Origin of the sequence: Candidatus Seongchinamella marina, assembly GCF_026262685.1 — a bacterium.
Taxonomy (GTDB): Bacteria; Pseudomonadota; Gammaproteobacteria; order Pseudomonadales; family Halieaceae; genus Halioglobus; species Halioglobus marinus.
Genome location: NZ_SHNP01000007.1, coordinates 33,921 through 59,361, shown reverse-complemented (window position 1 = coordinate 59,361; position 25,441 = coordinate 33,921). Strand labels below are relative to the sequence as shown.

Annotated in this window: 27 protein-coding genes; 11 read left to right on the top strand and 16 right to left on the bottom strand. The window is 54.9% G+C overall.

Annotated features, from left to right (window positions below; genetic code table 11):
• Positions 1–44 precede the first annotated feature (44 nt).
• Positions 45–1,058 (top strand): small ribosomal subunit biogenesis GTPase RsgA, encoded by a 1,014-nt coding sequence (gene rsgA, locus EYC87_RS17220; RefSeq protein WP_007228260.1) that lies wholly within the window; start codon positions 45–47, stop codon positions 1,056–1,058.
• Here rsgA and asd read toward each other — a convergent pair.
• Positions 1,055–1,903 carry an archaetidylserine decarboxylase gene (asd, locus tag EYC87_RS17215; RefSeq protein ID WP_007228082.1) on the bottom strand — a complete coding sequence of 283 codons (849 nt, stop codon included), beginning with the start codon at positions 1,901–1,903 and terminating at the stop codon, positions 1,055–1,057. The genes rsgA and asd overlap by 4 nt on opposite strands.
• Before the next feature lie 47 nt (positions 1,904–1,950).
• On the opposite strand from asd, the gene EYC87_RS17210 reads away from it, so the two are divergent.
• A complete protein-coding gene (locus EYC87_RS17210; RefSeq protein ID WP_040540506.1) occupies positions 1,951–2,967 on the top strand; it encodes a hypothetical protein in 1,017 nt (338 codons plus the stop codon).
• 126 nt (positions 2,968–3,093) lie between these two features.
• Here the strand turns inward: EYC87_RS17210 and EYC87_RS17205 are convergent, their stop codons facing one another.
• Positions 3,094–4,536 carry a PhoH family protein gene (locus tag EYC87_RS17205; protein ID WP_007228246.1) on the bottom strand — a complete coding sequence of 481 codons (1,443 nt, stop codon included), beginning with the start codon at positions 4,534–4,536 and terminating at the stop codon, positions 3,094–3,096.
• 495 nt (positions 4,537–5,031) lie between these two features.
• Here EYC87_RS17205 and EYC87_RS17200 point away from each other — a divergent pair, with 495 nt between their 5' ends.
• Positions 5,032–7,023 carry a ribonuclease R family protein gene (locus EYC87_RS17200; RefSeq protein ID WP_279253961.1) on the top strand — a complete coding sequence of 664 codons (1,992 nt, stop codon included), beginning with the start codon at positions 5,032–5,034 and terminating at the stop codon, positions 7,021–7,023.
• 16 nt (positions 7,024–7,039) lie between these two features.
• Here EYC87_RS17200 and EYC87_RS17195 read toward each other — a convergent pair whose 3' ends face one another.
• The 4 genes from EYC87_RS17195 to EYC87_RS17180 form a co-directional block, all read right to left on the bottom strand.
• Positions 7,040–7,357 carry a hypothetical protein gene (locus EYC87_RS17195; protein WP_279253960.1) on the bottom strand — a complete coding sequence of 106 codons (318 nt, stop codon included), beginning with the start codon at positions 7,355–7,357 and terminating at the stop codon, positions 7,040–7,042.
• A gap of 248 nt (positions 7,358–7,605) precedes the next feature.
• Positions 7,606–9,003 carry an asparagine--tRNA ligase gene (gene asnS / locus EYC87_RS17190; protein ID WP_279253959.1) on the bottom strand — a complete coding sequence of 466 codons (1,398 nt, stop codon included), beginning with the start codon at positions 9,001–9,003 and terminating at the stop codon, positions 7,606–7,608.
• A gap of 160 nt (positions 9,004–9,163) precedes the next feature.
• The gene (locus EYC87_RS17185) at positions 9,164–9,703 is read right to left on the bottom strand and encodes a lipid-binding SYLF domain-containing protein (RefSeq protein ID WP_279253958.1); all 540 of its coding nucleotides are present in this window, start codon (positions 9,701–9,703) and stop codon (positions 9,164–9,166) included.
• A gap of 16 nt (positions 9,704–9,719) precedes the next feature.
• Positions 9,720–10,664, bottom strand: a complete 945-nt coding sequence (locus EYC87_RS17180) for an SDR family NAD(P)-dependent oxidoreductase (protein ID WP_279253957.1) — start codon at positions 10,662–10,664, stop codon at positions 9,720–9,722.
• 104 nt (positions 10,665–10,768) lie between these two features.
• Between EYC87_RS17180 and EYC87_RS17175 the strand changes: the two genes are divergently transcribed.
• The gene (locus EYC87_RS17175; RefSeq protein WP_050756457.1) at positions 10,769–11,155 is read left to right on the top strand and encodes a PPOX class F420-dependent oxidoreductase; all 387 of its coding nucleotides are present in this window, start codon (positions 10,769–10,771) and stop codon (positions 11,153–11,155) included.
• A 9-nt stretch (positions 11,156–11,164) separates the two neighbouring features.
• Here EYC87_RS17175 and EYC87_RS17170 read toward each other — a convergent pair whose 3' ends face one another.
• A complete protein-coding gene (locus tag EYC87_RS17170) occupies positions 11,165–12,367 on the bottom strand; it encodes a tetratricopeptide repeat protein (protein ID WP_279253956.1) in 1,203 nt (400 codons plus the stop codon).
• A gap of 121 nt (positions 12,368–12,488) precedes the next feature.
• On the opposite strand from EYC87_RS17170, the gene EYC87_RS17165 reads away from it, so the two are divergent.
• A complete protein-coding gene (locus EYC87_RS17165) occupies positions 12,489–12,620 on the top strand; it encodes a hypothetical protein (RefSeq protein ID WP_279253955.1) in 132 nt (43 codons plus the stop codon).
• 14 nt (positions 12,621–12,634) lie between these two features.
• Here EYC87_RS17165 and EYC87_RS17160 read toward each other — a convergent pair whose 3' ends face one another.
• The 4 genes from EYC87_RS17160 to bamJ form a co-directional block, all read right to left on the bottom strand.
• The gene (locus EYC87_RS17160) at positions 12,635–13,261 is read right to left on the bottom strand and encodes a phosphoadenosine phosphosulfate reductase domain-containing protein (protein ID WP_279253954.1); all 627 of its coding nucleotides are present in this window, start codon (positions 13,259–13,261) and stop codon (positions 12,635–12,637) included.
• A gap of 154 nt (positions 13,262–13,415) precedes the next feature.
• Positions 13,416–14,216, bottom strand: a complete 801-nt coding sequence (locus EYC87_RS17155; RefSeq protein ID WP_007228231.1) for a ParA family protein — start codon at positions 14,214–14,216, stop codon at positions 13,416–13,418.
• Between the two features lie 98 nt (positions 14,217–14,314).
• Positions 14,315–15,475, bottom strand: a complete 1,161-nt coding sequence (locus EYC87_RS17150; RefSeq protein ID WP_279253953.1) for an iron-containing alcohol dehydrogenase — start codon at positions 15,473–15,475, stop codon at positions 14,315–14,317.
• 17 nt (positions 15,476–15,492) lie between these two features.
• Positions 15,493–16,125, bottom strand: a complete 633-nt coding sequence (bamJ, locus tag EYC87_RS17145; protein WP_279253952.1) for a BamJ family beta-barrel-assembly machinery protein — start codon at positions 16,123–16,125, stop codon at positions 15,493–15,495.
• A 72-nt stretch (positions 16,126–16,197) separates the two neighbouring features.
• Between bamJ and EYC87_RS17140 the strand changes: the two genes are divergently transcribed.
• Positions 16,198–16,788: a DUF924 family protein gene (locus EYC87_RS17140; protein WP_279253951.1), complete on the top strand. Its 591-nt coding sequence runs from the start codon at positions 16,198–16,200 to the stop codon at positions 16,786–16,788.
• A 24-nt stretch (positions 16,789–16,812) separates the two neighbouring features.
• Here the strand turns inward: EYC87_RS17140 and EYC87_RS17135 are convergent, their stop codons facing one another.
• Complete coding sequence (locus EYC87_RS17135; protein ID WP_279253950.1) at positions 16,813–17,397, bottom strand: NUDIX domain-containing protein; 585 nt, start codon at positions 17,395–17,397, stop codon at positions 16,813–16,815.
• Positions 17,398–17,498: 101 nt separating this feature from the next.
• Between EYC87_RS17135 and EYC87_RS17130 the strand changes: the two genes are divergently transcribed.
• A complete protein-coding gene (locus EYC87_RS17130; RefSeq protein WP_279253949.1) occupies positions 17,499–18,785 on the top strand; it encodes a CinA family nicotinamide mononucleotide deamidase-related protein in 1,287 nt (428 codons plus the stop codon).
• Positions 18,786–18,790: 5 nt separating this feature from the next.
• On the opposite strand, the gene EYC87_RS17125 is transcribed toward EYC87_RS17130, so the two are convergent.
• Positions 18,791–19,255: a lipocalin-like domain-containing protein gene (locus EYC87_RS17125; protein ID WP_279253948.1), complete on the bottom strand. Its 465-nt coding sequence runs from the start codon at positions 19,253–19,255 to the stop codon at positions 18,791–18,793.
• A 57-nt stretch (positions 19,256–19,312) separates the two neighbouring features.
• A complete protein-coding gene (gene pdxH, locus EYC87_RS17120; protein WP_279253947.1) occupies positions 19,313–19,951 on the bottom strand; it encodes a pyridoxamine 5'-phosphate oxidase in 639 nt (212 codons plus the stop codon).
• An 83-nt stretch (positions 19,952–20,034) separates the two neighbouring features.
• On the opposite strand from pdxH, the gene EYC87_RS17115 reads away from it, so the two are divergent.
• Positions 20,035–20,631, top strand: a complete 597-nt coding sequence (locus EYC87_RS17115) for a GNAT family N-acetyltransferase (protein ID WP_279253946.1) — start codon at positions 20,035–20,037, stop codon at positions 20,629–20,631.
• A gap of 9 nt (positions 20,632–20,640) precedes the next feature.
• On the opposite strand, the gene EYC87_RS17110 is transcribed toward EYC87_RS17115, so the two are convergent.
• Positions 20,641–21,198, bottom strand: coding sequence for a DUF4136 domain-containing protein (locus EYC87_RS17110; RefSeq protein ID WP_279253945.1), 558 nt, complete (start codon positions 21,196–21,198; stop codon positions 20,641–20,643).
• A gap of 51 nt (positions 21,199–21,249) precedes the next feature.
• Positions 21,250–21,549, bottom strand: a complete 300-nt coding sequence (locus tag EYC87_RS17105) for a hypothetical protein (protein ID WP_040540503.1) — start codon at positions 21,547–21,549, stop codon at positions 21,250–21,252.
• Between the two features lie 214 nt (positions 21,550–21,763).
• Between EYC87_RS17105 and EYC87_RS17100 the strand changes: the two genes are divergently transcribed.
• From EYC87_RS17100 to EYC87_RS17090, 3 genes are read left to right on the top strand one after another with little or no spacing between them, the layout of a single operon-like run.
• On the top strand, positions 21,764–23,011 hold the full coding sequence (locus EYC87_RS17100) for a hypothetical protein (protein ID WP_279253944.1): 1,248 nt from the start codon (positions 21,764–21,766) through the stop codon (positions 23,009–23,011).
• On the top strand, positions 22,992–24,185 hold the full coding sequence (locus tag EYC87_RS17095; protein ID WP_279253943.1) for a hypothetical protein: 1,194 nt from the start codon (positions 22,992–22,994) through the stop codon (positions 24,183–24,185). Before EYC87_RS17100 ends, EYC87_RS17095 begins: the two co-directional genes overlap by 20 nt.
• Entirely contained in the window at positions 24,182–25,402 is a 1,221-nt protein-coding gene (locus EYC87_RS17090; RefSeq protein WP_279253942.1) for a hypothetical protein, read from the top strand. The genes EYC87_RS17095 and EYC87_RS17090 overlap by 4 nt, the downstream gene beginning before the upstream one ends.
• The last annotated feature ends 39 nt before the right edge of the window (positions 25,403–25,441 follow it).

Sequence of the window (25,441 nt, the reverse complement as noted above, 5' to 3'; positions counted from 1 at the left end):
CAAATTGCCTCGACAGGCCCACTCCCTGACCCAATAATGGCCACATGTCCAAGCGTAAACTCAGTCGCCAGCAAGCCTGGCGTGTGGAAAAAATACAGGAAGAGCGTGCCAAGCGCGCTGCCCGCCGAACCGAAGCCGCCGAAAGCGCGCTGACGGGGGGCGAACTGGGGCCTGAACGCGAAGGTCTAGTCATCGCCCATTATGGTACCCAAGTGGCTGTAGAGTCAGAACCAGGAGTGAGCCAGCGCTGCCATATTCGCGCCAACATAGAAGGTCTGGTCACCGGCGACAGGGTCGTTTGGTGCGAGGGGGAGCCCACCGGGGTCGTTGTCGCCCAGCTGGATCGACAAAGTGTGCTGTCACGGCCAGACCCCTACGGCAAGCTCAAAGCGGTAGCCGCCAACATCGACCAAATATTTGTGGTGATAGCACCCTACCCTGAAGCTCATGCCAAATTGGTGGATCGCTACCTGGTGGCCTCGGAAGTCGTAGGCATAGAGCCAGTCATCCTGGTTAACAAAACCGATCTACTGGACAGCGATGTCAAACTGCGCGCCGACATGGAGGCACTGATGGCCATCTATCCGGGTCTGGACTACCGGGTACTTTACACCTCCAGCAAACAAGGCGGTCTGGAAGACCTGCACAGTGCGCTGCGCGAACGAACCAGCGTTTTTGTCGGCCAATCTGGCGTCGGTAAATCGTCCCTGGTAAATGTGCTGCTACCGGACGCAGGCATGCGGGTAGGTGCCTTGTCAGAAAGCACCCTAAAGGGCACTCACACCACTACCACGGCGCAACTATTCCACCTGGATTGTGGCGGCAGCCTCATCGACTCGCCAGGTATTCGCGAATTCGGTCTGTGGCATATGAACAAAGAAGAAGTGGAGCAGGGTTTTCGTGAGTTTCGACCCCATTTGGGCTACTGCAAATTCCGTGACTGCCAGCACCAAAAAGAACCGGGATGTGCCATCCTCGCGGCGCTTGACTCAGGGGATATTACCCCGTCACGGCTGGCAAGCTATAGGCACATTATCGCCTCTCTGGAGGAGAATTAGGCCTTATCTGCCAGCGAGACACCCAGCCGGGTAGCAGCACCGGCTTCGTAGCGTCCATCCCACTCCACCGCACCTTCGGGAAACAGGAGGATGACCGTCGAACCTAATTTAAAGCGCCCCATTTCCTCTCCCTTTTCCAAAGCCACGGCTTCGGGCAAGTGCTGAAAACCCACTGAAGTCGGTGTTTTGGGTGCAGGGGCGACCTGACCACTCCACACAGTTTCGATACCGGCTACCACCATCGCGCCGACCAGAATCATCGCCATGGGACCGACTGCCGTCTCAAAATAGCAGACCATGCGCTCGTTGCGAGCAAACAGGCGCTCGACGTTCTCGGCCGTCACGCCATTCACCGAATACAAGTCGCCGGGTACATAGGTTGTCCCCAATAGCTTGCCCGCCATAGGCATGTGAACCCGGTGGTAATCCCGAGGTGATAAATAAATAGTGGCAAAGCTACCCCCAGCAAAGGTTGCGGCCCATTCAGGGTCACCGCCTAGCAGCTCGACGCAACTATAATCCTGTCCCTTGGCCTGAAAAATTCGTCCGTCAATAATGTCACCCAACTGACTGATTGCGCCATCAGCGGGGCACACCACATCGGCATCAGCAACAGGTCGGGCACCCTCTTTTAGGGGCCGGGTGAAAAAGGCATTGAAATTAGGATACTTTTTGGGATCCGGCTCCACGGCCTCGCTCATATCCACTTTGAACCGGCCAATAAACAAACCGATCACCCAGTCCTTTAACCACGAGGGGTGTTCCAATTCCGCCAGCCAACCAGTGCAACGTGAGAGCAGGTGTTGGGGCACGATATGCTGTAAAAAGATGAAGAGTTTATCCATAAAGGATAGTGTATCGTCTAACCCAATAAACAAAATAGTAATCTGACATGAAGATTTGGCTTGCACTAATCGCACTCATGCCCTGCTTTGCGCTCGCTGAAGCTGAAAAACTCACTGAGGAGCCGGTGCTGCGTGTCACAGACCAGCGAGGGATCGAGACCGAGGAACCGCCCGTCAATTGGGTGGACGCTGGCCAGTCCGTCGCCGCTGACCAGGCACAGGCGATGGTGGAGTGGGTAGACGAGTTTTTTGGTGATCCTACTTATGATCTTGAAAAGGCAGAGTCTTTTTTGCGCCTTGAATTCGAGAACGAGTGGGACCAGGATGATGGCAATGACTTCGGCGCGACCGTGCGCGGTAAGGTGCAGTTGCCCAAACTAAGTAAACGCCTGGATCTGGTGTTCAGTGATTCCGATGGTGACTCGGTTGATAGGGAGGAAAAGGAAGACGAGGACAATATCTCTCTACAGTACCGAGTCAGGGAAGGCGACAGGTCACGCTTCGATGCCACCATGGGCTTTTCCTCCGGTCATCTAAAGCCCGGTGTTCGCTACCGCAATGAAGGCGAACTGCAATCTGCCCGCAGCTATCGCTACGTGCAGCGCCTGCAATACGAAGACGGCGAAAATTTCTTCACCATCGCCCAGGGAGATCTTTACCAAGTATTTGAAAATACGGACGTCTTGCGCTGGAGCAATCGACTGAAGTATGGCGGTCACACTCAAGGCATGGAGTGGCGCACACGCATGTCGCTGTTTCAGCGCTATAAATCAGACACGAAAAGACCGCTGGCACTAAATCACTTTTTCACCGTTGCCGGGGAGACTCAGCCCGATTCCTTCGTCAAGAACTACAGTCTGGGAACCATATGGCGTCGCCAGGTCTACCGGGACTTCTTATTCGTAGAGCTGGAACCGGCGATAAACTACCGTCGTGCAGAATACGAAGATGAACGGGACGTGGCCTGGAGCTTCGTGGTCAGATTGGAAATTGCACTTTCCAGGGACTTTTCTCGCGCTGGCAAAAGAGACAGAGCACGTGATGATGATTCAGATGTAGATTAAGTCCTTGGGCCGGTTGGGGCCTGCGCCTGGGTAAGCGCAGACGCCAAACTCCGACTCCGCTGGGACTAAAAAAGGCTGGGCACGCAAATCTATCGTTGATTTGCAAAGGCCCGCTAACAGGGCCCGCTAAAGATTTTCCTCCGCGAAGGCAGCCAGCCTGGAGCGCACAATACCGTTCACATGCATAATGCCGGCGTGCGGGTATTGCTTGCTCTTCTCCACCAGGTAGGTGAGCCCGGAAGTCAGCGGACTGATGTATTTATTGTCTATCTGAGCCAGGTTACCCAACACCACTATTTTGGAGTCGGCCCCCACCCGACTGATTACCGATTTTAACTGAAACTGAGTCAAGCCCTGAGCCTCATCGATAATGATGTAGGCGTTGTTGAAAGAACGGCCGCGCATAAAGTTGAGCGACTTGAACTGGATGTTTGCACGCTCTTTCACATAGTCGATACTGCCGTGACAGGACTCGTCAGTGCCGTGCAAAATTTCCAGGTTATCGTCAAAAGCCGCCAACCAGGGGGCCATTTTTTCTTCCTCTGTACCGGGAAGAAAACCGATTTCCTCGGCGATGGGTGGTGTGGATCGGGCCACAATCAATTTGGAATACTTTTTTTGTTCCAAAATCGCGTGCAGACCATAGGAAAGCGCCAACAGGGTTTTACCTGAGCCTGCCGGGCCGGTCAGCACGGTCATGTCCACATTGTCGTCATCGAGCATGGACATCGCCATTGCCTGTTCCAAATTACGTGGCGCCAAACCCCAGAAGCGCTTGTGCATCAGGTTGTCGCGGCTGTCACAGCGCAGATAAACAAATTCATTATCCACCCGCCGGACGAACGCCATGAAGTCCTGGTCATCGTACAAAAACTGATTCGGATAGGCCCCAGGAATCGATTTGCGCGGTACCCGGTGTAAGGTACAGTCCCCTTCACGCAAGGTGTCTACCTCGCTGATATTGGACCAGAAGTCACCTTCTATATGCTCATATCCCTTGGCCAGCAAGTCGATATCATCGAGCACCCGGTCGCGACGATAGTCTTCCACGTGCACCAGACCAGAACCCTTGGCCTTGATGCGCATGTTGATGTCTTTGGTTACCAGGCAGACAAATTCCTTGGGATTCTCTGCCTGCAAACGCAAGGCAACATTGATAATTCGATTGTCGTTGGCCTGGTCCTGGGTGCCGTCCAAATAGGGCACGTCGGTATTCTCTACCAGCATTTGGTCGGGAAAGATTGCCAGCGTACCGGGCACCATACCGTCCAACCCTGATCCAGGCACTTCAACGCCCTCCTGGATTTCTTGCGGTGAGGCAGAATCAACCACCTTATCGATCATCTGGATGGCAATACGTGCCTCGCGACTCACAGTTTTGTCTCGACGATCTTTAATGTGGTCCAGCTCTTCAAGAACAGTCATGGGAATCACTACCCGATGTTGCTTAAAGGCAGCGACGGCGGTGGGATCGTGGAGCAGGACATTAGTGTCCAAAACATAGGTTTTCTTAATAACGGGTTTCAGGGTGGCTGATTTTTCTACGCGCAGGGCGGAGCCTGAATCCATAATGCATTCCTCACAAAAGTTTCACTGAAGTTATGGTTTGGGTCTTGGGGAATGGAGCGTGAAGCACGGCGAGGTCGCCAGGCTTTGCCCGGTACTGCTTGTTGTTGAACTTCCAAAGTTGGCGCCGACTTCTGCGTTCGACGAGGGTTTGTCAGGGAGGGGTGTTGGGGGCTGGCTGTAGCTGAAAGCGTAAAAGGCCGGAGCGTATTGGGCTCGAGGGCAGCGCTAGAGCGCTTGATGTATGACGCGTAACAGCCAATCGTCACTGACTGACCTGCGTCCGGAAATTTTTCAAATTTCGTTTCCCGACGGGATTACCAAAGCGGCGTTGGCCTCATTATCAAACCACGTTGGCGGGCCTGTCAATGGCTATTGCTACAAGACATAAAATTCTACAAGTCAAGATTCACGAACAGGTCATAACTCCCTGACAGGAGGGGCGAATTCCGCTAGGATAGCAGGCTTGTCTGTTGTTAATAGTAAGAATTCCCCACCATGCTCAATCAGGATTCGCTCTCCCAGCTCAAAGGCCTTAAAACCAAAATGGAGGCTGAAAAAGAGCATGCCGAGGCCGTGATAAAAGGCACTCAGGCCCGCTACGGGTTTGCGGTGCTCGACGATGGCCGGGAAATTTTCATCCCACCCGACGAAATGCTCAAGGCTTTCCCCGATGATCGGGTGCGCGTCTGTATCCGTCCGACCAAAGACAACAAGACCATTGCCGACATCGAGAGGCTCATCGATAGCCCCCTGGGCGACTTCACAGGCCGCTGCGTGCGCAAGGGCAAAGCAATTTTTGTCGAGCCCGATCTTTCCCAGTTAAGTCGCTGGTTGTTCATCCCCCCTCACGCCCGCAATGGCGTCAAAGAAGGGGACTACGTGCGCTGCGCTATTCTTCGCCACCCTATTCGCGACGGTAAACCTCAGGCAAAAATTCTCGGTGTAGTCGGCGACGAAAGCACTCCAGGAATAGAAAATCTTTATTCCATGGCAAAACATCGCCTGTCAGTGGAGTGGGGGGCGGCCAGTCGTAAAGAGCTGGAGAAACAACTTGCTGAGTGCAAGCCACTGGAAACCGAACGCCGCCGGGACCTGAAAGATCTCGAGTTCATTTCAATCGATGCGGCTAAAACTCAGGATATCGACGACGCCCTTTACGCCCAGATCGCCGACGATGGCTGGACCCTGTTTGTTGCTATTGCCGACCCTACCTCCTACATCCCGGGAGACTCTGAGCTGCATCGGGATGTCGCAGCCCGCGGCACGTCGGTGTACTTCCACGGCGACGTATTGCCCATGCTGCCGGAAGAACTGTCCCAGGAGACTTGCGCTCTTTCCGAGGGTGCGGACCGCCCCGCACTGGTGTGTAAGATCTCAATCAAAGATAACGGCGAGGTGGCCGACTACGAATTCATGGAAGCCACCGTGCGCTCCCGGGCCAAGCTGTCCTACTATGCAGTGGACAAGTATCTGACAGGCCAGAACGAAGAACTAATGATGCACGCCTCGCCCCTGGAGGCGCTGTACCAAGTGTATCGAGCCCTGCGCGCCCACCGCCAAGAGCATCACCTGGTGATGGAAGACCGTCAGGAATATCGTTGGATCATGGGCGACGACAAACAGATCGACCATATTGAGCCCTTCGAGAAAATGCTCTCCCAAAGGCTGGTAGAAGAGTGCATGATTGCCACCAATCGCTGCGCCGCGCGCTTCCTGAACGAACGCAATGCCAGCGGCCCCTATGTCACCCACCCCGGTTTTCGCAGTGACCGCCTGGATGAAACCCGAAAGTTCCTGGATATGCACGCCCCGCAAGCGGCGCAGCAAGACCCCAAAACGGTGGAAGGGTATCGCAGTATTATCCGCGCACTCTCCCAGCCAGAGCAGGAGCTCCCCCTGCGCACCATGGTCAACCGGCTACTCACCCGGGCCGAGCTGACCGTCAAGCCGGCACCGCACATGGGCATGGCGCTGGAGCACTACACTAACTGCACCTCGCCATTGCGCAAGTACGTGGACTTTCTGGTACACCTGCAAATCAAAGCGGCACTGCACGACGACGAAGCCAAAATTGTCGACGATCAATTACTCAAAGACCTGTCTTCGCGCATTGCCAGTGCTCGCGCCGCGACCCTGGAAGCTGAACGTTGGCTGGCGAGCAAGCACCTTGCCCGCATGAGTGCGCAACGTGAAGGCATGAGTTTTAAAGCGAGGGTAACGCACGTCAACAGCAGCGGCTTCACTGTGCGCCTGGACGACAACGGGCTAAGCGGCTTTGTAGACCTGCGTAAGGATCCGGAAAAGTTCAGTTACGACAAATGGACTGCCAGCCTTACCAGCACTACCCGCCGCTTCCAGTTGGATAGGCCAGTCGAATTACGCTTTATCGGCGTTGATCGCGACAACCAGTATCAGGCAAGTTTTGAATTAGTGGAGGGCTGCGGACTGAAGCCGCCCAAGGAAGAGAAAAAAACCGCCGCCGAATAATAGCGGGACAGACGGTTCAGTAAGCCTGGCGATTCAACCCAGTACCGTGATTGTTGGTAACGGCGGCACCCACCAACGGCTTGCCCAAGGTCATCTGGTCTTGCACTGCGCTCACCAGTTTGATCATTTCAGACACACCCAGGGCCCTCAGATAAGTGCCCATGTCCCGGTGTGAGTCTAGTACGACGTTTGCATCGGCAGTGCGAAATGCCTGGATAATCGTCAGTTCGAGCTCACTATATCTGGCCTCTTCACCAAAAATTAGCTTGGTGAAGGTATCGACGATAGCTATCTCGCCTATCTGAACCTCTGCGTCGGTCTGTGCGCGCTTCATTTCCCTACCTCGGTACGCCAGCATCCTTGTCAGTGTCCAAGCGTCTCTTCATTGGGCTTCTCTTTCAGTATGGCCCACGACGCGCTGCCCATTGCTTAAATAACAGGCAATAATTCACAATTTTGCTCAAAATTTGAGCTAATTTCCCATTTTTGGTCGGATGAAGAGGCTATTGGTAACAGGCAGGACTGCCCCGGAGGGGCACTTCCCTCCCCGGGACTCATCTCAGTTTATTAATTAAGTCGCGACTAGAAGTCAGCGTTTCCGGGAGTTCGCGGAAACGGAATCGCATCACGGACATTCTCCATACCGGTCACGTAATTGAGCAGACGCTCGAAGCCAAGGCCAAAGCCAGCATGGGGAACCGTGCCGTAACGACGCAAATCACGGTACCACCAGAGCTCCTCGCGCAAATGCTCATCCATGCGGGCATCAAGCACATCCAGACGCTCTTCCCGTTGGCTACCACCGATAATTTCACCAATACCCGGAGCCAGCACGTCCATCGCGGCAACCGTTTTTTCGTCATCGTTCAAACGCATGTAGAACGCTTTAATGTCCTTGGGGTAGTTCATCACCACCACCGGACGCCCAACATGCTCCTCCGCGAGGAAACGTTCGTGCTCGGATGCCATGTCAACACCCCACTCCACCGGATATTCAAACTTCTTGCCGGAGTTCTTCAGGATGGTGATCGCCTCCGAGTAGTCCATGCGCTCAAAGTTATTGTCGATAACAGCACGCAAACGATCGATAACCGTTTTGTCGATACGCTGCTGAAAGAACGCCATATCGTCCTCGCGCTCCTCCAGAATACGGGTGAAAACGTGCTTAAGCAGTGACTCGGCCAGGTCGGCATCGTCGTTCAGGTCAGCAAACGCGATCTCGGGCTCAACCATCCAGAATTCCGCCAGATGACGGCTGGTATTGGAGTTTTCTGCCCTGAAGGTCGGACCGAAGGTATATACCTTACTCATCGCCAGGCAATAGGACTCAACTTCCAGCTGCCCAGATACTGTCAGGAAGGATTCGCCTGCGAAGAAATCTTCCTCAAAATTGACACCGCCCTTGCCGTCCAGCGGCAGATTGGCAAAGTCCAGCGTGCTCACCCGAAACAACTCCCCTGCTCCCTCGCAGTCGCTGCCTGTCAAGATAGGCGTGTTAATCCAGTTAAAGTCGTTGTCGTGAAAATAGTTATGGATGGCATTGGCCAGGGTAGTTCGAACCCGGGTGATTGCACCGAAAGTGTTGGTTCGTGGGCGCAAATGGGCTTGGGTGCGTAAATATTCAAAGGTGTGGCGTTTTTTTGCAATGGGGTAGGTTTCGGCATCATCCACCCAGCCCACGACCTCTACCTCGGTCGCCTGAATTTCCACGCTTTGACCCTTGCCCTGCGACTCAACCAGTTCTCCGCAGACCACTACCGCGCAGCCGGTAGAGAGTTTCAAAACTTCCGACTCGTAATTGTCCAGGTCACTGGGTACGACCGCCTGAATTGCATCGAAAGCTGTGCCGTCGTGCACCGCAAGGAAAGAAATGCCCGCCTTGGAATCGCGCTTGCTACGCAACCACCCCTTAACCATAACCTGCGAACCCACAGCGAGCTCACCCTTGAGAGCGGCGACCACAGTAGTAAATTCAGACATATTAATTTCTCCAGAGTGCGAGGCGCGGAGGATAACTCAAGCGAAAGATGCCGTCATGTGCGAAAACACCCGGCATCCGAGAAACAGCAGTTAAAAGGAGCGACAGGGCAGCCAGAGCACCACCCAAAACAGCGATTTTTGTGTCAATTTTAATCTCGTATCAACGGGCCAGTTTAGTAATTTTGGCTCCCTCAAGACTCAGGTTCGACATCAACCCTTCGTTAGAAAATATAAAGCCCACAACGGGGTCGTTCATCTGCCCCGTAAACAAAGTGGCAACAGCCTCCATCGTCACCAATGCCACGCTGCCATCGATGCCTACTTCAAACCCGCGTCGCTGACGAAATTCAGCCAGCGCTTGCTCGGTTACAAAAACAATCACTTCAGACTTGAACGGAGTCCTCAACTGCAGGCCAAAAGTAGCTCCGGCTCTAGAGTAGTAAGCATCTGGCTTTTGCTCAACCAGAAGTACTCCCTCCCCGTACTGCCCGCCACTGCCAAAACCCACTTTCACGATGTTGGGAAAGACCAACACTCCAGCAGCATTACTGAGGTAGACCTCAACACCCTCAACCTGACCACTCAGAAAGTCCAGAGCATTGAGAGCCTTGGCATTAAGCTCCTCCACTGAATCCGCTCTCGATACAAGTGAGAGCATCGCCAGGCAAATAACCAGGCCCGTTTGCGAGATCAGGCGCATAAATTGCTGCTGTTGATCAGAAATTGAAATTCTCGCCCACCATGTCTTCCGACAACTGCCATAACTTGTCGGCAGTGACGGGATCCAAGGCATAGGACTCGATTCCAGCCTCGTTATCGGGAGTTGCTGGTTCGGCAATATGACAATCTTCCAGGTAAAGGCCACCCAGTCCATCCAGATCCTGGGAAGTTGCTGCCCAGACACTGGTGGCCGAGCCCTGTTCTACCGTCTTGAAGCCAATATCCTCAATATTCCGACCCGCAAGGATTATCTCCATATCTGACGGGTCCATATGGCGACTTAGCTCGGTCATAATCATGCCCGGGTGCACGGCAAAAGAGCGCACCCCCTGGCCCTGCAATCGCTGATCCAAACCTACGGAAAACAGTGCATTAGCTGTTTTTGACTGACCATAAGCCTGCCACTTTTCATAATCTCGGCGGTGATAATTTGGGTCGTCCAGGTCCATGGCACTAAATCGGTGACCAGCGGAGCTCAGGTTTACTACTCGTGCCGGAGCGCCAGCGACCAGCGCCGGGGCAAGCATGCAAGTCAGCAAAAAATGTCCAACGTGATTAGTGCCCAACTGCATTTCAAAGCCCTGAGCCGTTCGCATCAACGGACAAGCCATGACACCGGCATTATTGATCAGTAATTGTATGGACGGACACTTTGCCAGAATGGTCTGCGCGCCTGCGCGCACACTCTCCAGGTCCGCCAGGTCGAGCAAGGCGGTATCCAGTTGTGCGTCAGGCACCGCCGCTCTCACCTGGGCCACTGCGGTATCCAGCTTTGAAGCATCCCGTGCCACCATGATCACTGCAGCACCTGCGCTGGCCAGGCTGCGAGATGTCTCTACCCCAAGGCCGGATGAGGCACCTGTTACCAGGGCACATTTACCTTTCAGGTCAACTCCCTCAATTACTTCACTGGTGCTGGTCCCGGACCCAAAATCACTCATACTTATTTCCTCGTTTACGCCTCAATCTATTGTGACCACATTGCTTTGCCGCTTTAATGGCGGCAAGGGCCAACGGCCATTGCACTCAGGAAACAGCATCAACCATGAAGGCACAGCAGATCAAGCAGTTTGAAGCGGAAGAATACATGAGTTTCGCTACCCGGAAAAAGTCCGGCGAGTATGTCGCGACCCCTGTCTGGTTCGCCCCGCTCGATGGCGATTACTACATATTTTCGGCGGGAAATGCCGGCAAAGTTAAGCGCCTGCGAAATTTCACCGATGCCAGCATTGCCAGTTGCACGGTCACCGGCCGGGTCACCGGTGAGGAGTTCGAGGCTGATGCCTATCTGTTGGAGACCAGGGAAGATGAAGCACAGGCCCTCAAGGCCTTGCAACGCAAGTACGGTTGGAAAATGAAGCTGACGGACTTGCTGTCGGGGATTACCGGCAAAAAGAACAAACGTTGCTATATCCGAGTCTCGCCACGCTAGCCAAAATCACTACTGAGCCGCGGCTAACGAACGATTGATCCTGTCATATTCAGCTCGGTAAATTTCATGCTCTTTAAACAGCGTGGCCTTACTCATAGCTTTGCCCAGATAGCGCAGGGCGGCCTTGGGCTGCCCCAATTCACGGTGAATAATACCCAGGGAAAACAACAGTTCGGAATCCTCAGGCTCTAGGGAAACCGCTTCTTCATAATGGCCCCGAGCCTTATGCCAATCGTGTTCTTCACCCGCCTGATCACCCAACCAGGCGTGATAAAAAGGATTGATGTCACGGTAGCTGTCGACTCTGGATTTCCAGTAGAGATATTCCACCTCCCTGCCCAGCAAGTCGTATAAAACCATCAGGTTGTTCATTGCGGAACGATCGAAAGAGTCCACCTCAAGAGCATGTAGGTACGCAGCTTCCGCCGCCTGGTGCTGATCAGCCCGGCGATAGACCACGCCCAGGTTAACCCACAGGTGCGACATTTGCGGGCTCAACTGCAGGGCGCGCATGGCATGAACCCAAGCTATGTCCAGCTCCTCCTGGGATAAGGCATCCATAGCGATATTACTGTGATAAAGCGCCTGTGCATCTTCATCACGTATTTCCTGGGAACCAGTAATCTCCCTGGCTGGCAGCGGGTCCAGATCCACCATATAGCGATCTCTGGCCGACACTTGAACCGAGGCGTTCACGTGCAGGCGCACCGCAACTCTCTCTCCCATCCGCGTCCAGCTTGGGCGCACGTCTACCCACTGGTAGCGCGCATCAAGTCCCACCTCGCGGGCCAGTGCGATAAATAGATTGGCGTATGACAGGCAGTTAGCGGACTGGCTGTGAAATGCCTCCAAAGCTGTACCTCCGGCGAATGGGTCGTATTCAAGACCCAGGGTTGCCGAACCACCTACCGCCCGGTGCAGAGTGTGTAAACGCTGGCGCCGAGAATTAATACCCGCGGTGTACCTGTGAACAAAATCCAGCATTTCCTCATCCAGCGCTAAAAGGTCCGGGGTCGGGGCACGCAGTTTGACCTGTTCAAGCTCAAGGGACTCGCCCTGATATTGGAGGGGTGGAAGTTCAGATAAAAGCTGGGTTGACGGTGAAAAGCTGCCACAAGCGGTAAGTAGCAGGAACAGCAGGCTATAAGCGAGTCTACGCCCCCAGTCAGGGGCATTGCTGCCAGTAAACCTGACTGCCCATTGGTACGTCATACGCTGCCTCCATCCTCAGTATAACCCAGTTTGATCCAGGTCAATGCAGCAGTGTCTGAGCAGAGGCAGGCTGACGTGCGGGAAACCTGTTTCTGCTTAATTCCAAAAAAGGAAGTAAACAATGACTCAACACATTCTGGAAGAAGACACTGTCGCCGACAAGAAAGCCATGCGCAGCTTATTCGCTGTCGTTGCCGGCTTCGTAGTGGCCACTGCGATCATGGCAATCGCGATAGGAGTCACCATGGGCTAACCCCCGGCTTGCGATCAAGCTGCAGTATGCAAGCCGCACTCGCGCCCGTCGTGTACCTTGGTAGGATCGAAATAATGGCGGCAGGTAGGAAGTTCGTATTGCTCCATGTAGGTCTCTACATCATCGTCAGACCAGTTAAATATAGGGGCTACCTTGACGATTCCGCGGTTATCCATGGAAACGATATCCAGGGATTTGCGATGCTCCGTTTCCTCTTCGCGAATACCGGTCAGCCAAATCTCCGGCCTGAACTGAGTCAGCGCGCGAGCAAAGGGCTCTAGTTTGACCTGTTCGGTAAAGTCCTTATGGCGCTCTTCCTCGTCCACCGTGGGCACACCGCCCATAATCGCGTTGCGCCGCTCTGAGGTCATCTGTGGCGAGTAAACGTGAATGTCCAATTCCAGGTCGCGAATCAAACGCTCCGCTACCACGTAGGTGTCTCGCAGGTTGTAACCGGTGTCGACCCAGATAGTGGGGACCCGTTTGTCCACCTCGCTCACCAAATGCAGCATAACCGCCGCATTTTTGCCCATACTGGTAGTGGCTATAGTTTTTGCCTGCAAACTCAGGGCCCAGCGTACGATGTCACTGGCGCTTGCATCGCGCAGTGAAGCATTAACGCTGTCTAGGTCCAAATCCATTGCGGACACTGTTCTCATAATAGTCACGGGTAAGAACTTTAAAGAATCAAAACCGGGCTTACAAATAACTAAAGTTTATATATATATGCCGCGCCGAAGCGTCCGCATGAGGCATTAAAAGACTTCCTACTGGCTTGGGGGCTTGTGCCTGAACTCAGGCAGCAGCTTTCGCTGCGGTCTTCTCCAGCTCAACGTGCAAGTCCAGGAATTGCCCGGTGAGCTTGTGGCTGGGGGCCATATCGATCAACGGCCTGTGCTCCCGATGGGATTCCTTCATTTTAACCGAGGTATTCAGATAAGTATCAAACACCGGGTAGCCCTCCTCTTTCAGCTCGGCCACCAGCTCTCCGGGCAAGCGCGCCTGAGAGTTGAACTGATTGATCACAATGCCCTCAACCCCCAGGTCAGGGTTGTGGTCTTCTTGCAACTCAGCAAGATTGTCCATTAGCGAATACAGACTTTGGCGAGCGAAGCTGTCGCAATCGAACGGCACCAGTACCGAATCTGCAGCAATGAGAGCCGACTTGGAATAAAAATTAAAATTAGGGGGGGTATCGATATAAATGCGATCGTACTCGTCTTCTAATTTTTCCAGCGCGTCGCGCAACTTAAAAATTTTATAGCGCGACTCCAGTTCTTTTTCCAAATCAGACAGCACCGGGCTGGAGGGCATCAGGTAAAGATTTTCGTAAGGAGTTTCCCAGACGAAGGAATCAGGGTTTTTCTGCATACGCCGCGAACCGACCGTCTGCTTGAACAAACCAGCCACGCCCTGGGCTTCCGCCGGATAAGCATCGGCATCAATTTCACCGACAAGGTAGTGGGTTGTATTACCCTGAACGTCCAGGTCGATGACCAGTGTTCGATATCCCATGCTCGCGCCAATCGCTGCCAGGTTACAGGTAATGCTGGTCTTGCCGACCCCGCCTTTCTGATTGAATACTACACGTTTCATAGCTTAAGGAACCGCTTTGGTAATGACTAGAAGGTACCTGCTTAAGTGTAATCAATCGAAGATTTCATTGTAAGCGCGGGAGGGGAGTTTTTAGCTCATCACCCCGCCCAAACCCGTTGATAAAGTTCAACGATCTCGTCGGCCTCAGGTATCCGAGGATTATTCCCGGGAGAGCCAGACGCCAGGGCCTGCTCCGCCATCAGTTGCAACGAATCAGCCCAGACTGCCTCGTCAATTCCAAATTCACCCGGCGTAGGTACCGAAAGATCAGCATTTAATTGCCGCAGGCCATCAGTCAACTTCACCAGGGCCACCGAATCGGAATCACCGCTTCCTGCCAGACCCATCGCCCGCGCGGCCGCAGCATAACGACCGGGGGCTGACCCTACCGACCAGGCCGTCACCTCGGGAAGCAACATTGCATTACTGAGTCCATGGGGAACATGAAAAAGGCCGCCAATCGGCCGACTCATGCCATGAATCAAGGTCACGGAGGCATTGGAAAAGGCGATTCCTCCCTGAGTTGCCGCCAACATCATTGCTTCTCGGGCGGCACGGTTATCTGGCTCGGCGCAAGCGGTGTGAATGTTGCGGTAAATGGTGCTCATCGCAGTCAGTGCCACGCCGTCAGTAAATGGATTCGCCTTGCGACTGACATAAGCTTCCAGCGCGTGACATAAACTGTCTATACCGGTATCGGCGGTTAACCGGTAAGGCATCGTCAGGGTCAGCTCGAAATCAACCAGCGCCGCAATCGGCATGAGACCCAAGCCGGAACAAAGCATTTTTTCACTGGTTTCTGAATCAGTAATCACCGCTGCATGGGTGGCCTCAGAGCCCGTTCCAGCGGTTGTGGGAATTGCAATGACCGGCAGCCCGCTGTCTATCAGGTGTGGCACCTTGTAATCGCGCATGGGACCATCGCGATCAGCCATAGCGGCCACGGCCTTGGCCGTATCGATAGAACTGCCACCGCCCAGGGCGACCAGGCAGTCGTAACTGCCTGCTGCGAGTGCAGCCAAGCCCTGGCCCACGCTATCGGTGGTGGGATCGGGCACACATTCGGCAAATACTCCATGCGCAACTCCCGCGGCGTCCAGGCCACTGACAACGCGATCGGCATAGCCACATTCACACATAAAGGGGTCGGTGACCAGCAGCGGCCGCGACAAGCCCAAGTGCTTCAGGGTAGGTGCCAGGTGATCACTGGCACCCGCCCCGACCCGTAAAATGCGGGGCAGGTTAATATTGACCGACATGGTATGGCTCCTGTGACTTAGTCCTTGATGGCAATCAGGTGAATCTCAAACACCAGGGCCGTATTGGGAGGAATGGAATCCCCCGCACCCTGTTCGCCATAGGCGAGCGTGGGAGGACAGGCAATGCGCCATTTGTCGCCCACTGACATCAACTGCAGGGCCTCGGTCCAGCCAGGTATCACCTGGTTGACTCCAAATTCAGCCGGCTCGCCGCGCTCTACTGAGCTGTCAAACACGCCGCCGTCAACAAACGTACCGTGATAATGCGTCACCACCGTGGACGTCAGTCCGGGCGTTTCGCCACTGCCCGCCTCCAGCACTTCATACTGCAGGCCACTTTCAGTGACACTAACTTCATCGCGCTCGGCGTTAGTCCTCATAAACTGCTCGGCCAAAGCCTGGCGCTTACCGGCAAGCTCCGAGGCGATGGCCTGCTGCCGGTCCTGAATAACTTTGTAGCTGGGATTAATTTCGGCGTCGCTAAGCAGTGCCTGCTGATGGTCATACCAGTGGCGGATGCCGCCAATTACCGCTTTCAGGTCCAAACCATCGAAGCTGTTGCGACGCAATTGATCGCCAAATTGCAGGCCAAAACCGTAGCTGACTTTCTGTTCATCGGTGGTCAATTCCACCTCGGGTAGTAGTGCCATGAGAAGATTCCATTATGCTAGTGATAAGCGACGGCACCTTAGCACATTCACCCCGCCCTAGAGGAGAGGCAGATGCTGGCTCAAATAGAAGAAATTCACCAGTTTTGGTTCGCCAGCCTGGACGAGCAGGGCATGAGCCCGGCTGAACAGAACGCACTCTGGTTCAAGTCCAGCCAGGAGACCGACCAGCTCTGCCGAGAGCGCTTCGGCTCTCTGGTAGACACCGCTATTAACGGTGGCCTGCAAGATTGGGAGGCCAGCGATAGGGGGTTGATTGCCCTGATCATCCTGCTAGACCAATTTCCCCGGAATATTCATCGCGGCACACCCAGGGCCTTCAGTGGAGACGCCCGAGCACTGGCCCTCGCCCAGCAGAGCATTGCCCTTGGTCGTCAGCAGCGGCTGCCTGCAATACATCAGGTGTTTCTACTTCTTCCTCTGGAGCACAACGAGGACATAACAGTGCAGAAAAAATGCGTGAATTTATTTCAGGAACTTGCCGCCAGAACTGGACTTGCAGCCATCCAGGGCTACCTGCGCTATGCGGTAGCCCATCGGGACGTCATATCCCAGTTCGGCCGGTTTCCGCATCGCAATATCATCCTGGGCAGAGAATCCAGCCCTGATGAACTCGAATACCTGCAAACGCATGAAGGTTTTTAAACTAAGACCCGAGGCCCGTGACCCTTACTTGTCGCCCTGAGAGACCGACCAAAAATCGTAGCGCCCTTCCGTCATCTCCGCTTGCCAGACATCGAAACGACCGCTCTCAAGGTCTGCATAGGCCTGCTCAATTGAGTCGTTGACCTGGGGGTAAGCGACTTCCCCCCAGGGGCACTCCGCCTTCGAAAAGAAACCACAGTCCAGCGATTCGGGACCGGGCAGGCAATAGTCTGTATCCACCCGGGCGCGAAACGCGATATAGACCTGGTTAATAAAGGTAATGGTGCCGGTCATGTAAAGCTGCAGCTGGTCAGCTGGGAGCAAGACACCAGATTCTTCATGCAACTCGCGCGCTGCCGCCTCGGCCAGCGTTTCACCCCGCTCCATAAAGCCGCCGGGGATGGCCCAGGATTCGCGCTGTGGCTCTATACCCCGCTGCACCCAAAGCAACTTGTCATCGTTGGCCACAAAGCAGGTCACTACCACCATGGGATAGTCGTAGTCCAACTGGCCGCACCCGGTGCAGCACCAGTGATTGCGCTCCTCACCCGCCACCAAATGGCGCTGCAGCGGCTCTCCGCACTGGGGACAGTACTTGTGTTCCGGCAACGCTGTTGCTCCTGGCATGAATAAAAAAACAATAGCACTTTGCCCCCGCAAAAGCATTGGCGCTATGCTTGCACCCCGACAACAGTCCAAGGAAAGCCAAAATGACAGACCAGACGCCGCGCGTGCAATTACTATTGACCGGCAATGAGATCATGAGTGGCGATACCGTGGATTCCAATTCAGCCATGATTGCCAAGCGCTTGGACGAACTGGCCATTGGCATATACCGCAAGGTCACTGTGGGAGATGACCCTGCCTTGCTGCAACAGGAACTGACTGCCATGGCCGCCAACGCCGACCTGATTATCGTTAACGGCGGTTTAGGGCCCACAGTGGATGATCTGACGGCAGAGATTCTCGCTGCCGCCGCAAAGGTCTCGCTGCAAGAGCACCCCCAGGCGATAGCCCACCTTCAACAGTGGTGTGCCGGGCGCAACCTTGAGCTGAATGCCGCCAATCTGAAACAGGCCATGCTCCCAGAGGGCTGCCAGATTGTAGACAACCCCATCGGCAGCGCTGTCGGTTTTGAGATGAACATGGACGGCTGCCGAATAATTTGCACGCCAGGGGTGCCCAGCGAGCTGGCAGCCATGCTGGACATCATTGTCGCCAGCCTCGCCGCAGAGCGCGAGCAACCAGTGGAGCGCAACATTATGCGCCTGCAGACCTTTGGTCTGGGAGAGTCTTCAGCGCAACAGATTATTAGCGATAACATTCCCGACTGGCCGGCTTCAGTAGAGCTGGGATTTCGGGCCGGCGCGCCACAGATGGAAATTAAACTCAGCATTAACAGCAACGCTGCGCTCGATGCCCGACAGCGCTGCCGAGGCCACATTGATGACCTCTTTGGTGACCATGTCATTGGCGAAGGCGACACCCTGCTGGCAGCGCGAGTACTGGACCTACTGCGCCAAAGAGGCGAAACCCTGACCACGGCAGAGTCCTGCACTGGAGGCCTGATCGCCTCCATGCTGACGCGAATTGCGGGCTCTTCAGATGGATTTCATGCAGGTTTTGTGACCTACGCAAACGACATTAAGCAGGCGGTGCTGGATGTACCGCAGGATGACCTGGATACCCACGGCGCTGTCAGTGAGCAGGTCGTCAGGGCCATGGCCCTGGGCGCATTGGAAAAGTCGGGGGCCGATCACGCCATTGCGGTTTCCGGCATTGCCGGTCCCGGGGGCGGCAGCGCAGACAAGCCGGTAGGAACGGTGTGGTTGGCCTGGGGCAGCAGCGATAAACTGCGTACCCGTTGCCTTTGCTGGCCAGTAGAGCGCAGCTTGTTCCAGACCATGATTGCGGCAGCGGGGCTGGATATGATCCGCCGAAGTCTGCTGGGGATTGATGAAGAGCCGCGCTATTTTCGTCAGCGCAAAGCCCGTTAACCCGCCTATGCCTCCAGGGGTGGATTGTCTTCTGTGGGAGCGCTGCGATGCCAGACCAGAGAGTGAAAGCGAATGACTTCCCCCACCTTGTCCTTGCCACTTAGCACCAGGGTCTGACCGTCCAATTCAGCGTGCCGCAACTGTTCACTGCCCGGAAAATTGGGATTGAGACTCTGGGTCACGTAGTGAATAACATCGGCCTCTTGCACCCTGTAGCGTCCGGCATAGTGAAAATAAGAACTGAATGCCTCGCCCTTAGCGGCGTCAGGCAACTTACGATAGTTCACATCGTCGGGAAATAGAGCACGCTCCTTACGGGCGATAGAGGCACTCATCCAACCGTCTTCGGCGTAAACCAACAAACCCTGGGGGTCTTCTCCGTAGGGGTAGCTGAGGTCATCCCGGTCGGAATAGCCGATGGTCCAGGACTCAAGTTGCCAGGTACCTAGCAAGTCTTTCTTACTGATCATATAAGATTCCAATGCTGTAGTAGATGAATGTGCCAGTGCGGACACGAAAGTCTTGAATCAGGGCTGTAATTGCTCGATCTCCCAGCCATCATCTTCACCCTTCGTATACAGAAAACGATCATGCAGACGGTGTTCGCCCCCCTGCCAAAATTCAATACGCTCGGGGATCACCCGATAGCCACCCCAAAAATCTGGTGTAGGGATGTCGCCGTTACCAAACTTTTCTTTCAACACCTGCACCTGTTTTTGCAACATGGCTCGGGCTGATACAGGGCGACTTTGACGGGACGCCCAGGCAGCAATCTGGCTTTCTCGGGGCCGGGTTACGAAGTAACTGGCGGACTCCGCGAGGCTCATTTTTTCCGCCCGGCCACTAACAATGACCTGGCGGTCTAGCTCGTTCCACGGAAACAGCAGCGAAACCAGCGGATTCCCAGCTATTGCCTCGGCTTTGTAACTCCCGTGGTTGGTGTAAAACACAAAACCACCATCAGACATTCCTTTGAGCAAAACGATACGCTGCCAAGGCCGTCCCTGGTCATCTATGGTCGCTAACACCATGGCGGTAGGGTCTTCCAGCCCGGCTTGCACCGACTGTTCCAACCAGCGTTCAAACTGCCGCAATGGACTAGCCACCAGCATCTCCCGGGTCAACCCGCCGGCGGTATACTCGCGCCTGAACTCCTCGTAATGCACTGTTAAATCCTGCTACGCTGCGCAGCCAAGTTTGTGAAACTCAATAGTAGCGGTAGCGACCGTCGCAGGCAAAAAGGAAAGAGATGCAAGCACCACAAATCATTGACGCACAGGAGGAACATAGCGAGCGGCTTGCGGATATTCTGGCAGATTCCTTTAGCGAGGACCCGGTGATGAACTGGGTTATCCCCGAGCCAGCACTGTACAAGGATTTCTTTCGCCTGCTGATCAGGGACATATTCCTGCCCCAGGGCATCCAGCACATGGAAACCGGAGAGCGAGCAGGTGGTCTCTGGCTACCCCCCGGCGGCACCTTTGACGTTCCGCCCAGCTTTGCCCTCGCGGGCCTGGTGACCAAACTGTTCCTACGCAAGGGGCCAAAACCGCTGTGGCGCATCTCTCAGCAGGGCGCGATTTTTGACCGTCACCACCCTAAATCTCCCCATTATCATTTGGTGTTTGTGGGCTGCCGCAAGTCCGCTCAGGGTCAGGGCCTAGGCTCGGCCATGCTCAAACAGGGCACGCACATGTGCGACGAGCTAAATATGCCCGCCTATTTAGAAAGCTCCAATGAATTGAACGTGCCGCTGTATCAGCGCCATGGTTTCGAAATTATCGATGAGGAGTCGCTGCCCGGCGGTGGTCCTACGGTTTGGTTTATGTGGCGTGAAGCGCGCTAAAGCATCGCTTTACTTTGGCGGAAATTCAGCAAATACCGCGGTCGCGGCTTCTCGCCTCTCTTCGGCCAGCACCTCAGGGTCTTCCGGCTGGTTGCGCAGGCGAGACTCGATAACCGAGCGCCACACCGACTTGCTGCGCAGGGGGTCTATCATGTCAACAATGAAAGTGCCTTGGGTGTACTGACGCACGCTCACATCGGATACGGCGGGACCACAACCCCAGCAATTGTAATAACTCATGCTGTTATAGCTGCGTACATCCGTGCGTTCTTCAGTTACCAGGTGCCAGATCATGTACAAGTCTGCCTGACTATTATCGCTGACAATTTCAAAGCCCTTACGCTGCAACTCGTCCGCCAGGGCCCGATCGATGCGCGCCTCCTGCATGTCACTGATCTGCAGTGAGGACAGGTCCTCTCTATCCACTGGTTGAATGGCTAACTTTTGCACCTTGGTAAAATCAAAGCCGGAGTCGAAATCCATGGTGGCTTCCAACGGAGTAGCGCAAGCGGTAACCAGGCTGAGTACAAAAAGGGCGGCGGTGGCCTGCAGGGCGCGTAAAAGCATAGTCAGTTCCTCGTAGGTTAGACCTTATTATGAGTTTGATTGGAGCGCGTTTCAATCAGCTGTGCTTGGGTAAACCGGTGCCCGATGCGCCACGGCGGGAATTTCGGGAAAGGGCGAAAAGCTGCGCCAGTCATCTCCAAACTGCTCGGCCAGGCACCGGCCGAACGCCTCTCGGAAAATACGATCCATGGCCTTATCCAGTGCATCCTGGTCGGCTACACCGGTTAATACGGCGGCTTCTGCCATACCTTCCGCCCGCAAGCGGCGCCCAGGGGGCAGGTCATCCCCTCTGGCCAAAGCAGCGAACATAAGCTGCCATCGACCTTGAAGTTCCTCGACTAACAAATGCATACGTTCTCCTAATAATTACTCTCGCCAATAGTATGCTGGCTGGCGACCTCAGTTAACAGTCAGTTGGTCCACCGCAATTGGCCCGGGAAAACCGTTAAAGGCTGCCGTGCGTACTTTTCCGTATAACGAACAGAGCGTATATACTTTCAGTCATGAGACAGCGATCAAAAGCAGGAGGCGGCAATCAATGTACATCGTCGCTATCCGATAACCCATGAGCATATTACCCATTAATCGAATGGTGCTCCGCGCCCTGCTGCTATTCATTGTAGCTGGTCACCCCATTTCAAGTGCCCAGGAAGGTGCAGCCACAGATATCGAACAGGCAGCAGCCGAAGCTGAATTAGATCCCAGCCAGGTCGTGATCAGCAGTGATGAGTACCGGCAAGCGGTTGCCGCCCTGGAATCCAGCCATGGAGCCTATGCCAATCAACTGCCCGAGTACCTGTTAAGTCTGGGTCTCAGTTTGCAAACAAGCGGTGATCACGAAGGGGCCATCGATGCCTTCAAACGGGGCGTGCACTTAGCAAGAATTAACGATGGTCTCTACAGCGCACAGCAAATCCCGCTGCTGCAACGGGAAATGGCCAGTCACATGGCATTGGGGCAATACGCTGAAGCAGACGAACGGCAGCTGTATCTCTATCGCGTGCAAATGCGCAGCATGGAGAGTGGGCTAATCCGGGCCCAGGCTTTTATCCAACAGGCTATCTGGCAGCATAACGCCTTCCTCCTGGCACTCGATGGCCAGGGGTATGCCCGATTAATGAGCATGTGGGACCTTTACCGATTGTCGCTCACTGACATCATTGAACGTGAGGGTTCGACGTCCCTTCTGCTGAAGGAACCACTGGAAGGCATGCTGCTGGCTCAGTACCTGATTGCCAATTACGATGTTGAAAAAATTAACGGTGGTGGTGACAATTTTTCAATGCAACAACAGATGGCTCGCTTTAGTGCTTACAGGGGCCAGAGCTATCAGAAAGGTCAGGCGGTCATACAGGCCATATACGACGTAGAAGCCGCCAATTATGGCGTCAACAGTGAGGGAACCGTCAGAGCAAGGGTAATGCTTGGCGACTGGGTCTTCTGGTTTGGTGATCGGGAAGCGGCTATGAATGCCTACAGTGAAGCTATCGCGGAACTTGTTGCCCGTGGTGATGCCGAACTAGAGCTGGCGTCTATGTTTGACGAGCCGGTGGAACTGCCCAATCTTGAGGGTGCGCGCCAACTGCCGCCCACAGCCGAACCGGAACGCGCTAATCTGCTGCTGGAGTTTGGTGTAAACCAGCGGGGCAAGGTTTATGATCTCGAAAGGGTCGATGAGAGCGAATTGAATGATGCTAAGGCAAACCGCATTATGCGCAGCCTGCGCAAGACGCAATTCAGGCCGAGGCTCGCAATGGGCGAACCTCAGGATACGGAGACAGTGACTAGGGCTTATGAAATCAAGCAGCAGTAACCTCACCAAACCAGCCCGGCTTCTGCTGCCGGCTGCCTTGGCCAGCGCGTGCTTGCTGCTCGCGGGGTGCCCCAGTGCGAGCAATCCAACAACGCCGCAGCCCCCCAGCACACCCAGTAGCAGCCCGCCCCCGCCCAGTAGCAGCTCTTCTTCATCATCGAGCAGTTCTTCATCATCGAGCTCCTCCTCATCCAGCAGCTCATCCTCAAGCAGCAGCCAATCAGACAGTGCCTCCAGTGGCTCACCCAGCTCCAGCCAAGGTAGCGCGGGAAGTCCCTCGTCTCCAGGCCAACAGACCCCCCAGGGGGACAGCGCCGGCGAGACTCCCGGTGCATTTCCGCAGGGGGAATTTCCTGCAGACCCCGGTGGAGAAGCCGGTGATCAGGTTGCCGGAGACAATGGCGAAGGCGCCATGGGTGGCGCCGATGGCAGCGACCAGAGCGGCGACGCTGAACCCAGTTTCGAGGAAGCCAGCAGCGACGCTGGTGGCGAACCCGGGTTTGAGCCAGCAGGGTCTGGTGGACTTCCTGATATGAGCGACGAGCCTAGCTTTGAAGAAGTGATGGCTGGCATGGAAGGCGCCATGGGAGATCAGCCGGGCACAAGCCCGGGCGACGGACCGCAGGGGCAAGCGCAAGGGCCATCAAAGCAAGCCGGCAGTGGGCAGCCAGGCGGGGCATCGGGTCAGGGTCAGTATGGTTCCTATCCAGGTAGCTCAGGCAGCGGCAATGGCGGCAACGGCAGTGGCCCTCTCACTCCCGCAGAACAAGTTGCAATTCTCGATGCTCAATTAGAAAGGGGTACAGGGGAGTTTGACGCTATGATTCTTGAAGAGCAAACTGCGCAGCGTGAGGCGGCTCGTAATAGCACAGCGCAACAGCCCCCGGTCGACGCCAGCAGCTCAGGTAGCGGTGGACAGGGCAATAGCGAGTATGGTGCAGGTGGCGTCGCCAGCAGCGGTAGTTATGGCGGTGGCATCGGTGGCGCAACAGGAGGCGGCGGCCAAATGCCCAAAAACACCGCTCAATACCCTCCCCCAGAAGATATTCCCTCAGGCGATGGTGACGATGTGGTCGCCCGCCAGCTGCGTGAAGCGGCTATGCGTGAACCCGATCCTGCGGTGCGCGAAAAGCTATGGGACGAGTACCGTAAGTACAAAGGCATCTCAAAGTGATAGCAAAACGACGCAGACTGATACTTACAGCACAGCTCCTTGGGCTGGTTCTATTGTTGTCGGGCTGCGTCAACCAGACGCTGAAAAGCACCTCTGTTCCCGCTATCGATACTAGCAGCGAAGCAATCCCGGAAGGACAGCTACTAGACGTAGGCATTGCCATTTTTGACCCGGGCCTGGAAGAATACGACGAAGATGAGCGCGTTTACCCCGAAGTGCGCAAGGCAGAGTCGCGTTTTATGCCCAATCTACTTTCGCAAGCGATGCAGGAAAGCGGAGCCTGGGGAGCGGTGAGAGTTGTTCCCGACCCCGAAAGAATCTCAGACTTGTCGGTACGCGGCAAGATTCTGCACTCCGATGGCGAAACGCTGAAAATACAAGTTCATGCAGAGGATTCACGCGGCTATGAGTGGCTGGATAAAACTTACGAAACCAAAGCCAGCTCCTATGCCTACAGAAACACCACGCGCAGTTCCTACGACCCTTTCCAGGCGATGTACCACACCATAGCGAACGATTTGCTCAAAGCGCAAAGCAAGCTCAGGCCGGAAGATCGGGCAAATGTCCGATTAACCACAGACCTGCTATTTGCCCAGCGCTTTTCCCCGGAGACCTTTGCAGGATACCTGGCCAAGAACAATCGGGGCGTATATCTGGTGATGCGTCTCCCTGCAGAAAATGATCCGATGATGGAGCGCATCGACGTCATTCGGGAGCGCGACAATATGTACGTCGATACCATGCAGGAGTATTACAACTCCTTCGGTATTGAAATGATCGGCCCCTACCAGGAGTGGCGTAAGCTAAGTTACGAAGAAGCCATGGCTCTGCAAGAGCTCAAGGCAGAGGCCCGTCGTCGACTGATTGTGGGAGCAGTGGCGGTGGCGGCAGGTATTGCCGGCATGTCCAGTGGCGACAGTAGCAGCCAAGCCGCGGCCAATGTTGCAGTCATTGGCGGTGGTTACCTGCTCAAGAGTGGCCTGGAAAAGCGTAATGAGGCCCAGATTCATGTTCAGGCACTGGAAGAATTGGGCATGTCACTGGAAGCAGAAATTACTCCCCAGGTGATCGACCTTGAAGATCGCTCGGTCACACTCAGTGGCAATGTCGAAGAACAGTACGCTCAGTGGAGAGCAGTATTGGCCGACATCTATGCCACCGAAATTGGCTCTCTGGAAGGTCTGGAGGAATCCTCCTCCGCTCCTGATACACTTTAGGCCTGACCCCAAAGCCGCAACGCACAAAAAGGTTCACAC